Here is a 10,122-nt window from a genome sequence, read left to right on the forward strand (position 1 = left end):
TTCGACTGTACGAACATCTCGTACCGTCATAGTACGAAATTACCGTACAGTCGAACCAAAAGGAACGCCGTGAACACGTCCCTGCACGACGCCGCGCTCGCACACTCGCTCGAAGGGTCCTTCTCCAGCCGCCACGCGCGGGTGAACGGGGTCGGCCTGCACTATGTCGAGGGCGGCGAAGGCGAGCCGCTGCTCCTGCTCGGCGGCTGGCCGCAGACCTGGTGGCAGTGGCACAAGGTCATGCCCGCGCTGGCCCGCCGGCACCGGGTGATCGCCGTTGACCTGCGAGGAATGGGCGGCTCTGACAAGCCCGATGACGGCTACGACAAGAGGACCATGGCCGAGGACATCCACGCGCTCGTCCGCCACCTGGGCCTGGAGACCGTCAGCGTCGTGGGTCACGACATCGGCGCCATGGTCGCCTACGCCTTCGCGGCCAACCACCCCGAGGCGGTCGACAGGATCGCACTGCTGGACGTCGCCCACCCCGACGAGACCTGGACCTCCTTCGGCCTGCTCCCCGGCCCCGACCAGCACGTCGGCTCGGTCATCGAGGCCGGAGCCCGCCCCTACCTGTGGTGGTTCGCCTTCAACCAGGTTCGCGGCCTGCCGGAACAGTTGCTCGACGGCCGCAGCCGGCTGCTCGTCGACTGGCTGTTCGACCGCCAGGCCAAGGACCCGGCCACCATCGACGAGCACTCCCGGCGGGTGTACGCCCACGCCTACTCGACGGCCGACGCCGTACGCGCGGGCAACGGCTGGTACCAGACCTTCAACCGCGACATCGAGGACGAACGGACCTACGGCCGGGTGAAGACGCCGATGCTCGTCCTCGGTGGCGACGAGAGCAACCACGCCTACCTGAGCGAGCTGATGCCCTCGAAGGGCACCGACGTGACGGTCGTGGAGGTCGCGGCCTGTGGCCACTACGTCCCCGAGGAGCAACCCCAGGCCGTCATCGACGCCCTGACCGCCTTCCTCTACTGAGGCTCAGGTGGCCGGTCGGCAGACGGAGCAGCTGCGCATGCCCGCGGCCTCGGCGTCGGCCAGGGGGAGGGTCTCCAGGCCGCTGCCGACGCTCTTCATGACGTCCAGGCCCCTGATCAGGGGACAGGTGGGGCTGTGGAAGCGGCGGGTGCCGACGATGATCTTGACCATCTCGGGCTCGTCCGTCTCAGACTTCTCCTCGGCCGCGTCACCTTCGACGGCGGCCTTCTTCCCGGCCTCCGGCTTCACGGCATCCGGTACGGCGGGCCGCTCGGGGTCCGTGGAGGTGGAGCCGACCGGCACCGGTCGCCCGGCGCGCCCGGGTCCGGTCTCGGCCGGCTCCACCGGCTCGGTGCCCTCCGCCGTGCCCGGCGTGGGAGCGGGTTCGGCCGTCTTGTCCGAGGACTCCTCCGCGGGGGCGGCGTCCTTCTTCTCCTGTCCGGCCTTCTCCTGACCGGCCGCGGACGCGTCATCGGGCACGAGATGCCGGACGATGTCACGGCTGAACCAGCTTGTGGCGTTGGGGTCCTCCGCCTTCCCGGGCTCGGGGGCCTGCGCGGAAGGCTGGGGAGGAACGGGTGACTCGGCGGCGCGCAGCGGGGGCGTGGTCCGCTCCTCGGTCCGCGGACGCTCCTGGCCCGGCGGGCGGGCGGGCTGTTCCGCGGCGGGCGGCCGTCCCGCGCCCTGATCCGTCCTGCGGGCCTGCTCGGGAGGGAGCGAGGGGCCCTGGACGTAGGGGCGGGTCACCGGGGTGTCGGGGGCGCCGGGCGAGACCGGCGTGCGGGAGGTGGGTCCCGCGACGTCCTTCCGGTCGGAGGAGCCCGGCCCCTGGGGGGAAGGGGACACGGGTTCCCGGGTCTCCGGCGGGGCTTCCTGCTGGAGTCCCGCGGTGAACTCGGGCAGGCACGTGGTGCAGGGCGTGAAGCCCTCCTCCCGCGCCTCCTCGTGAGTGAGTTCCTCATGATCCCGGCCGGCCAGCTGACGGCATCCGGCGACGTGGTAGCGCTTACGTCCGGGAATCACCAGGACGAGCGCCTCGTCGCCGAGGGAACCCCGCCTCGCGGCCGCCGTACGGCCCGGCCCCGGCTGGGGCACGACGGGGGTCGGCTGCCTGACGCCGTGCGGCACCGTGGGCAACGGCGCCTGCAGGACGGGCTGGTTCGGCACGGGCGGCCCCGGCGGAACCGTCCCCTTGCGCGGAGGCGGCGGAGCTGCCCCGCCGCGTCCGCCAGCGGGGAACAACTCGTGGCGGCGTAGCAACGCACCGATCACCAGGAAGACCGCGGACAGCACACTGACCGCGATCGACCACATGACCAGGAATGGCTGGGACATCACGAATCCCGCGATGAGCAGGACGATGGCCGTGAGCACCAGACCAGCGCTGATAAGGATCACAGAGGAACTCCTGGATACGGGTCAGACGGATGACCCGAAACCCTAGCGGCGGCGGTCGTCAGCGGCGGTCGTTGTGCGGGCCGTCGACTCCCTGGAAGGCACCGGAGTGCTGCGTGGGCTCGCCGCCGAAAGGACCGGCCGCGGCCTGGATGGACGGCTGGCCGCCCGGAGCGACGGCGTGGGACATCGCGGGCGGGCCGCCCACGATCGGGAACCCACCGCTGCCCTCGGCGGCGACGGTCAGCTCGGCGAGCTGGTTCTCCAGGTAGAGCTTCAGGCGGCTGCGGTACTCCCGCTCGAAGCTGCGCAGCTCCTCGACCTTGCGCTCCAGCTCGTCACGGGTCTGCACCAGCGACCCCATGGCCTGGCGGTGACGCTCCTGGGCGTCGCGCTCAAGCGTCTCGGCGCGGGCACGGGCGTCGCCGATGACCTGCTCGGCCTGGCGGCGCGCCTTCCCGAGGATGTCGTCGGCCTCACGGCGGGCCCTGGTCACCGTCTCGTCCGCCTCCCGGCGGGCGTCGGCGATCGCCTGGTCGGCGGTCTGCTGGGCGAGGGCGAGGACACGGGCCGCGGTGTCCATGTTGTCCTCGGCGGGGGGCATGCCCATCGCGACGGGGACGGGCTGCTGGTGCGGCACCGGCTCGGGGGGCCTGATCGGCTCAGGCTGCTGCATCATCATCTCGGGTTTGGGCTCGGCCACCGGAGCGGGCGCCATGGACATGCCCATTCCGCCGGGCACCTTGCCCCTGAGGCACTCCGCCAGCTTGGCGCGGAGCTCCTCGTTCTCCTGGATGAGGCGGTCGAGCTCCGACTCGACCTCGTCGAGGAAGGCGTCAACCTCCTCCTCGTCGTATCCCGGCCTCAGCCGGGTCGTACTGAATTGCTTGTTCCGCACATCAGCGGGCGTCAGCGGCATTTCGGTCTCCTTGGCGCGCTTGGAGTCTGTCCGGAGGACGGTACCCGATCAACGAAGCGCGGACACGAGTTGGATCAAGCCCAAGACCCCAATGAACAGCAGGGTGAAGCTTAGGTCAAAGGCCACCGTACCCAACCGGAGTGGTGGAATGAAACGTCGGAGGAACTTGAGAGGTGGGTCGGTCAGTGTGTACACGACCTCCGCCAGGACCAGGACGATCCCGGTGGGGCGCCACTGGCGTGCGAACGACTGCACCATCTCAAGCACGATCCTGCCGATCAGCAGAATCAGGTAGAGGGACAGGACGGCGACCACGATCTCACTAACGATCCCCACGGCCTGCGCCCGCCTCCACTCCGCTGTTCCGCCGCCCCCGGTCTCGTAGTGACCCGTCCGGCCGGTAACTGTTCATGGTGGAACTCTAGCTCTGGTTGAAGAACCCGCGTTCCGCGATTCGAGCCTTGTCCTCGGCGGTCACCTCGACATTGGCAGGGGACAACAGGAACACCTTGTTGGTAACACGTTCAATGCTGCCATGTAGGCCAAAGACAAGACCTGCCGCGAAATCCACAAGACGCTTCGCGTCACTGTCAACCATCTCGGTCAAATTCATGATGACCGGAGTACCGTCGCGGAAATGCTCACCGATCGTACGGGCCTCGTTGTAGGTCCGAGGGTGAAGTGTGGTGATACGCGCCAGATCGGTCGTACGACGCTCCAGAACAGCCGTCGAGGGCCTCGGGGCGGGCACCCCCGGGTCGGTCTCGTCCTCACGGTCGTGGACCGTGCCAGACCTCTCGTCGCCGGGTCGGCGCGCGTCCTCGAAATCCTCGTACTCGTCGTCGGGATAGCTGTCGTATCTCTCGTAACGGTCGTCCTCGACAAGACCGAGGTAGACCGCCATCTTGCGCATCGCGCCGGCCATCGCTACTTCTTCCTCCGCCTTACCTCGACCTGTCTGGGGCGGTAGCCGTACCCCCTTGGAGCTCACCACCGAACGACCTCTGTATGTGTATGTGGACGCCAAGGTCCACTTGAAGGGACATTACCTGACGAAGGGCTTTCTGCGACCGAGCAACGCCGTACCGACACGCAGGTGTGTCGCGCCGTTCTCGACGGCCTCGGCCAGATCACCGCTCATCCCCGCGGAGATGACGTCCGCCTCCGGATGGTCCGCCCGTACGGCTCGCGCGATCTCCCTCAGCCGCGCGAACGCCCTGCCGGGCTCCTCCCCGAGCGGCGCCACGGCCATCACCCCGCCGAGCCGCAGGCCCTCGGCCTCGGCAATCGCGTCCGCGAGCGCCTTGACCTGGGCGGGAACGACCCCGCCCCGCCCCGGATCGTCGTCCAGGGCCACCTGCACCAGACACGTGATCTCCCTGCCCGCCCGGACCGCCTCGTGGCTGAGCGCGGTCACCAGGCGCGGGCGGTCGACCGAGTGGACGACGTCCGCGTATCCGACCACGGAACGGACCTTGTTGGTCTGCAACTGACCGATGAAGTGCCAGGTGAGCCCCAGGTCCGCGCACTCGCGGGCCTTGACGGAGGCCTCCTGGTCACGGTTCTCCCCCACGTCCCGCACCCCGAGCGAGGCCAGCAGGCGCACGTCGGAGGCGGGGTAGGTCTTGCTCACCGCGACGAGTGTCAGCTCCTCGCGTGTACGGCCCGCGGCCCGGCAGGCCTCGGCGATGGTCGCCTCGACCCCGGCCAGACCGGCCGCGATCTCGTCACGTCGTGTTGTCTCCGTCACATCTCCGCCGCTCGCACGCTGGGGAATTGGCGGAGCCCATTCTTCCCGCCACGGCCAGGTGGTCCGTCGCCCGCCCGGCCGTGAGCAATGTCACTTCAGGAAGTCGGGAACGTCGAGCTCCTCCTCCTGCTCCTCGAAGACCACCCGAGGCCGCCTGGCGGGGTCGGGGACCCTCGCGGAGATCGGGGTCGGCTGCGGCGGCTCGGGGGCCGGGCGCGGGATCGACACCGGCGGGGCGGCGGGCTCCTCCGCCCTGTGCGGCTCGGTCTGCTCGGCCGCGGGCGGCGTGTGCGGGACGGGCGGCGCCGGGGAGACGTGGTGGAACGGCTGGGGCGCGGGCTGCGGGGTCTCGACCACGGGCGGCGGAGGCGGCGTGCTGACCACCGGCCTGACCGGGGCGGCGGGCTGCTCGGCCCTCGGCTCGACCCTGGGCTCGACCTTCACCGTCGGCGCGGGCGGGCGCATCTGCACACCGACCGAGGGGGGCGGCGAGACCTGCGCGGGACGCGCCGCGGGCTGCTGGCGCGGCGGCGGCTGCGCCGCCACCTCCTTCTTCTCCGCCACCTCGGGCTCGTCGAACCCGGCCGCGATCACCGTGACCCGCACCTCGTCGCCCAGCGCGTCGTCGATGACCGTGCCGAAGATGATGTTGGCGTCGGGCGCCGCCGCGTTCGAGACGAGCTGGGCGGCCTCGTTGATCTCGAAGAGCCCGAGGTCGGAACCACCCGCGATCGACAGCAGCACGCCGTGCGCGCCGTCGATGCTGGCCTCAAGCAGCGGGCTGGAGACGGCCATCTCGGCCGCCGCGACCGACCGGTCGTCGCCGCGCGCGTGCCCGATGCCCATCAGGGCCGAGCCCGCCCCGGACATGACCGACTTCACGTCGGCGAAGTCGAGGTTGATCAGACCGGGAGTGGTGATCAGGTCGGTGATGCCCTGGACACCCGAGAGCAGCACCTGGTCGGCCGCCTTGAAGGCGTCGAGCACGCTCACCTGCCGGTCGGAGATCGACAGCAGCCGGTCGTTGGGAATCACGATGAGGGTGTCGACCTCCTCGCGGAGCGTCTCGATGCCGGCCTCGGCCTGCATCGCCCGGCGCCTGCCCTCGAAGCTGAAGGGCCGGGTCACCACGCCGATGGTCAGCGCGCCGAGGGAGCGCGCGATGTTGGCCACGACCGGCGCGCCGCCCGTGCCCGTGCCACCGCCCTCTCCGGCGGTGACGAACACCATGTCGGCGCCCTTGATGACCTCTTCGATCTCCTCACGGTGGTCCTCGGCCGCCTTGCGCCCGACTTCGGGGTTGGCCCCCGCGCCGAGGCCGCGGGTGAGTTCACGCCCCACGTCGAGCTTGACGTCGGCGTCACTCATCAGCAGCGCCTGGGCGTCGGTATTGATGGCGATGAACTCGACGCCCTTGAGTCCCTCCTCGATCATCCGGTTGACGGCGTTGACTCCGCCTCCGCCGATTCCTACAACCTTGATGACCGCGAGGTAGTTCTGCGGTGCTGCCACGACGAGGGGCCTTTCCGCTCGTTGACTTGCAATTTCATGCGGCACGGGGCCCGTGCCGTCGTTTCCAAAACCCTCACCCTCAAGTTGAGATTTAGATTTATGTCAACCTGAGGAGTGATACGGACAGTAGGAGTTGCCTCCAGGTGGGTCAACTAACCGCGCCGCAAGCGTGCCCGGCGTGTCGCGGGCCGTCCCTTTCCGGGAACGCCCGCCGAGCCGTCGATCACTTCACCGTCACGACGTCGGGCGAACTCACGTCGTAACTGTCGGCCGGACGTTTCAGCAGCGTGGCGAGGATGCCCGCCTTGTCGGCAGGCCTGTCGGGACCACCCCACACGACCTCCCGGCCGTCCTTGAGGCGCAGGGAGACCGTCTCCGGCGAGGGAGCGCGGACCTCGGCCACCTTCGGGACCAGGCTCCGCGGCAGCGCGCCTATGACGGTCAGCGCCGCGACCGTGGCGGGATCACCCGTCTGCGGGTGATCGACCCGCAGCAGCGGAAGCATCGGCGGCGCCGTGGCCGCCACCTCGGTGACCACGCCGTGCCGGTCGACGACCGCGAACTTCCCGCCGACCGGGATCGCGGCGACCGCCTCACGCTCGACCACCTTCACCCGCAGGGTGCCCGGCCAGTCGCGGCTGACCGCGACCGACTCGACCTGCCTGATCCGCCTGAGCCTGTCCGCGACCTCCGCGACGTCCACGGTGGCCAGCGGCGCGCCGTCGGCCACCCCCGTCGCCTGCCGGATCTGCTCGGCGGGGAGGGTGAGGTTGCCCACCACCTGGATGTCCCGCACCCCCAGCACCGAGGAGAAGAACACCAGCCACGCGGCACTGCCGACCACCCCCGCGGTCAGCAGCGCCAGGAAGGCGGGCCGCCACGCCCCGTTCATCGCCTCACCCCGTCCCACGCCTCCACCCCGTGACCCCTGCGGCCCCGACGCCCGTGCCCCGTGGCGTCCGCGGCCAGGGTCACCGTACGGCCAGCTCCGCCACGATCAGGGGACCGAGTTCGGTCACGTCACCCGCGCCCATGGTGAGCACGATGTCGCCCGGCCTGGCGCGCCCGGCGACCAGGGCCGGGACGCTCTCCCGCTGCGGCGCGTAGACCACCCGCTCCCCGGGCAGCGGCACCCTGTCGGCGACCATGGCGCCGGAGACCCCCGGCTCCGGGTCCTCGCGGGCGCCGTAGACGTCCAAGACGACGGCCTCGTCGGCCAGGCCGAGGGCGACGCCGAACTCGTCGGCGAAGAACCTGGTGCGCGAGTAGAGGTGCGGCTGGAAGACCGCGATCACCCGGCCGGAGCCGGAGAAGGACGCCACCACGTCGCGGGCCGCCCGCAGGTCGGCGGCCAGCTCGGTCGGGTGGTGGGCGTAGCTGTCGAAGACCGCCACTCCCCCCGCCTCGCCCTTGGCCTCGAAGCGGCGCTTGGCCCCGGTGAAGGCGGCCAGCCCGTCGCGGATCTCGTCGAAGGAGACCCCCAGCTCCGCCGCGACCGCGACCGCCGCGGCGGCGTTGAGCGCGTTGTGGCGGCCGGGGACCGAGAGCCTGACCTCCCCGTGGCCGACGACCGTGAAGCACACGCCCAGGCCGTCGGGGACGATCTCGGTGATCCTGAGGTCGGCCCCCTCCGCCTCGCCGTACGTCGTCACCTTCAGGCCGCGCGCCCTGGCGATCGGGATCAGGGCCGCGGAACCGGGGTCGTCGGCGCAGGCGATCAGCGTCTGCCCGATCCGCTCGGCGAACCTGGCGAAGCTGTCGTAGACCGCCCGGGGATCACCGTAGTTGTCCAGGTGGTCCGGCTCGACGTTGGTCACCACCGCTATGTCGGGGGCCAGCATGAGGAAGGAGCCGTCGCTCTCGTCGGCCTCCGCGACGAAGACCCCGCCCGCGCCCTCGTCGGCGCCGAGACCGGTGGTCACCAGCTGGCCACCGACGCAGTAGGACGGGTCGGCCCCGCACTTCTGCAGCGCGACCGTGAGCATCGAGGTCGTGGTGGTCTTGCCGTGGGTCCCCGCGACGGCGATCCCGGTACGGCCCGCCATGACGGAGGCCAGCGCGGCGGCCCTGGGAATCACCCGCAGCCCCTGCCGCAGCGCCTCGCCCAGCTCGGGGTTGGAGTCGCGGATCGCGGTCGAGACCACGACCGTGTCGACGTTCTTGATGTGCGAGGCGGCGTGGCCGATGTGGATCCTGCCGCCCAGCTCCCGCAGCTCGTTCACCAGCTCCGAGCCGCGCGAGTCGCTGCCGGACACGGGAACGCCGCGCTTGAGCAGGATGCGGGCGATGCCCGACATTCCGGCGCCGCCGATCCCGATGAAGTGCACCCGGCCGAGCTCCTCGGCCGCGACCGGATCGACCAGCTTGACCAGACTCATCGCCCGTCCACCCCTCCCCGGCCTTCGAGGACCCGTCTCCCGGCCATGAACCGCTCCCCCCGCTCGCTCAACCCGCTGTTCATCGTCTCGCCTCGGCCGCGATCTGCAGCACCCTGCGGGCGAGCGTCACGTCGGCGTCCTTGCGGCCCATCCTGACCGCGGCCTCCGACATGGCGACCACGCGGTTGGGGTCGGACAGGATGGGCAGCACGTTCTGGATGATCCACTCCGGTGACAGGTCCGCGTCGTCGACCATGAGGCCGCCGCCCGCCTGCACGATCGGCTCGGCGTTGAGCCGTTGCTCGCCGTTGCCGTGCGGAAGCGGGATGTAGGCCGCGGGCAGGCCCACGGCGGTCAGCTCCGCGCAGGTCATGGCGCCGCTGCGGCACAGGGCGAAGTCGGCCGCCGCGTAGGCCAGGTCCATCCGGTCCACGTACTGCAGCACGACGTACTGCGGGTCGCCCGGGGGCGGCTCCACCTCAAGGGTGTTCTTCGGGCCGATGACGTGCAGCACCTGCACCCCGGCCCTGCGCAGCGCGGCGGCGGCACCCAGGGCCGCCCCGTTGAGCGAGCGCGCGCCCTGCGAGCCGCCGGTGACCAGCAGCGTCGGCAGGTCGGCCTCAAGCCCGAACCAGGAACGCGCCTTGTCTCCCATGGAGAGCCGGTCCAGCCCCACGATCTCGCGGCGGAGCGGGATGCCCACGTACTGCGCCTTGGGCAGCGGCGTGTTCGGATGACCGGTGAACACGTGGTCGGTGAGCCGGGCGCCGAGCCGGTTGGCCAGGCCCGGCCTCGGGTTGGCCTCGTGGACCACGATCGGCACACCCCGCCTGCGCGCCCCCAGGTAGGCGGGGGTCGCCACGTAACCGCCGAAGCCGACCAGCACGTCGGCCTGGACCCGCTCCATGATGCCCGCGGCCGTGTTGATGGCCCCGGCCAGGCGTCCCGGCACGGTGAGCAGCTGGGGCGTGAGGGCCCTGGGCAGCGGGACGGCGGGCACGAGCTGTAGCTCGTAGCCCCGGGCCGGCACCAGCCTGGTCTCCAGGCCGCGCTCGGTACCGAGGCAGGTGATCCCGATGTTCGGGTCCAGTTGGCGCAGCGCGTCGGCCAGAGCCAGCGCCGGCTCGATGTGTCCGGCCGTCCCGCCGCCTGCGAGGACCACCCTCATGTCGGTCCTTTCA

The 10,122-nt window shown here is 70.9% G+C and carries 10 protein-coding genes; 1 reads left to right on the plus strand and 9 read right to left on the minus strand.

The features are described from left to right. Nucleotides 1–69 precede the first annotated feature (69 nt). Complete coding sequence (locus tag FHS44_RS14295; RefSeq protein WP_312863654.1) at nt 70–987, plus strand: alpha/beta fold hydrolase; 918 nt, start codon at nt 70–72, stop codon at nt 985–987. 3 nt (nt 988–990) lie between these two features. Here the strand turns inward: FHS44_RS14295 and FHS44_RS14300 are convergent, their stop codons facing one another. The 9 genes from FHS44_RS14300 to murG form a co-directional block, all read right to left on the minus strand. Continuing rightward, nucleotides 991–2,385 (minus strand): hypothetical protein, encoded by a 1,395-nt coding sequence (locus FHS44_RS14300; RefSeq protein WP_184714480.1) that lies wholly within the window; start codon nt 2,383–2,385, stop codon nt 991–993. Nucleotides 2,386–2,443: 58 nt separating this feature from the next. Next, nucleotides 2,444–3,301: a DivIVA domain-containing protein gene (locus tag FHS44_RS14305; protein WP_184714482.1), complete on the minus strand. Its 858-nt coding sequence runs from the start codon at nt 3,299–3,301 to the stop codon at nt 2,444–2,446. A gap of 48 nt (nt 3,302–3,349) precedes the next feature. Beyond that, a complete protein-coding gene (locus FHS44_RS14310) occupies nt 3,350–3,637 on the minus strand; it encodes a YggT family protein (protein ID WP_184714484.1) in 288 nt (95 codons plus the stop codon). A gap of 85 nt (nt 3,638–3,722) precedes the next feature. Further along, nucleotides 3,723–4,226 carry a cell division protein SepF gene (locus FHS44_RS14315; RefSeq protein ID WP_184714486.1) on the minus strand — a complete coding sequence of 168 codons (504 nt, stop codon included), beginning with the start codon at nt 4,224–4,226 and terminating at the stop codon, nt 3,723–3,725. Nucleotides 4,227–4,346: 120 nt separating this feature from the next. Next, nucleotides 4,347–5,051 carry a YggS family pyridoxal phosphate-dependent enzyme gene (locus FHS44_RS14320; RefSeq protein WP_184714488.1) on the minus strand — a complete coding sequence of 235 codons (705 nt, stop codon included), beginning with the start codon at nt 5,049–5,051 and terminating at the stop codon, nt 4,347–4,349. A gap of 90 nt (nt 5,052–5,141) precedes the next feature. Next, on the minus strand, nt 5,142–6,563 hold the full coding sequence (gene ftsZ / locus FHS44_RS14325; protein ID WP_184714490.1) for a cell division protein FtsZ: 1,422 nt from the start codon (nt 6,561–6,563) through the stop codon (nt 5,142–5,144). Between the two features lie 223 nt (nt 6,564–6,786). Next, a complete protein-coding gene (locus FHS44_RS14330; RefSeq protein WP_312863655.1) occupies nt 6,787–7,473 on the minus strand; it encodes a cell division protein FtsQ/DivIB in 687 nt (228 codons plus the stop codon). Nucleotides 7,474–7,534: 61 nt separating this feature from the next. After that, entirely contained in the window at nt 7,535–8,941 is a 1,407-nt protein-coding gene (murC, locus tag FHS44_RS14335; protein WP_184714492.1) for a UDP-N-acetylmuramate--L-alanine ligase, read from the minus strand. Nucleotides 8,942–9,020: 79 nt separating this feature from the next. Further along, nucleotides 9,021–10,109 carry an undecaprenyldiphospho-muramoylpentapeptide beta-N-acetylglucosaminyltransferase gene (murG, locus tag FHS44_RS14340; RefSeq protein ID WP_184714494.1) on the minus strand — a complete coding sequence of 363 codons (1,089 nt, stop codon included), beginning with the start codon at nt 10,107–10,109 and terminating at the stop codon, nt 9,021–9,023. Nucleotides 10,110–10,122 lie beyond the last annotated feature (13 nt).

The organism is Streptosporangium saharense, assembly GCF_014203715.1.
Classification (GTDB): Bacteria; Actinomycetota; Actinomycetes; order Streptosporangiales; family Streptosporangiaceae; genus Streptosporangium; species Streptosporangium saharense.

Excerpts from the sequence above, each read along its gene's own strand:
- FHS44_RS14305 (WP_184714482.1), bottom strand. The coding sequence starts at position 3,301 with ATGCCGCTGACGCCCGCTGATGTGCGGAACAAGCAATTCAGTACGACC.
- FHS44_RS14315 (WP_184714486.1), bottom strand. The coding sequence starts at position 4,226 with ATGGCCGGCGCGATGCGCAAGATGGCGGTCTACCTCGGTCTTGTCGAG.
- murC (WP_184714492.1), bottom strand. The coding sequence starts at position 8,941 with ATGAGTCTGGTCAAGCTGGTCGATCCGGTCGCGGCCGAGGAGCTCGGC.
- murG (WP_184714494.1), bottom strand. The coding sequence starts at position 10,109 with ATGAGGGTGGTCCTCGCAGGCGGCGGGACGGCCGGACACATCGAGCCG.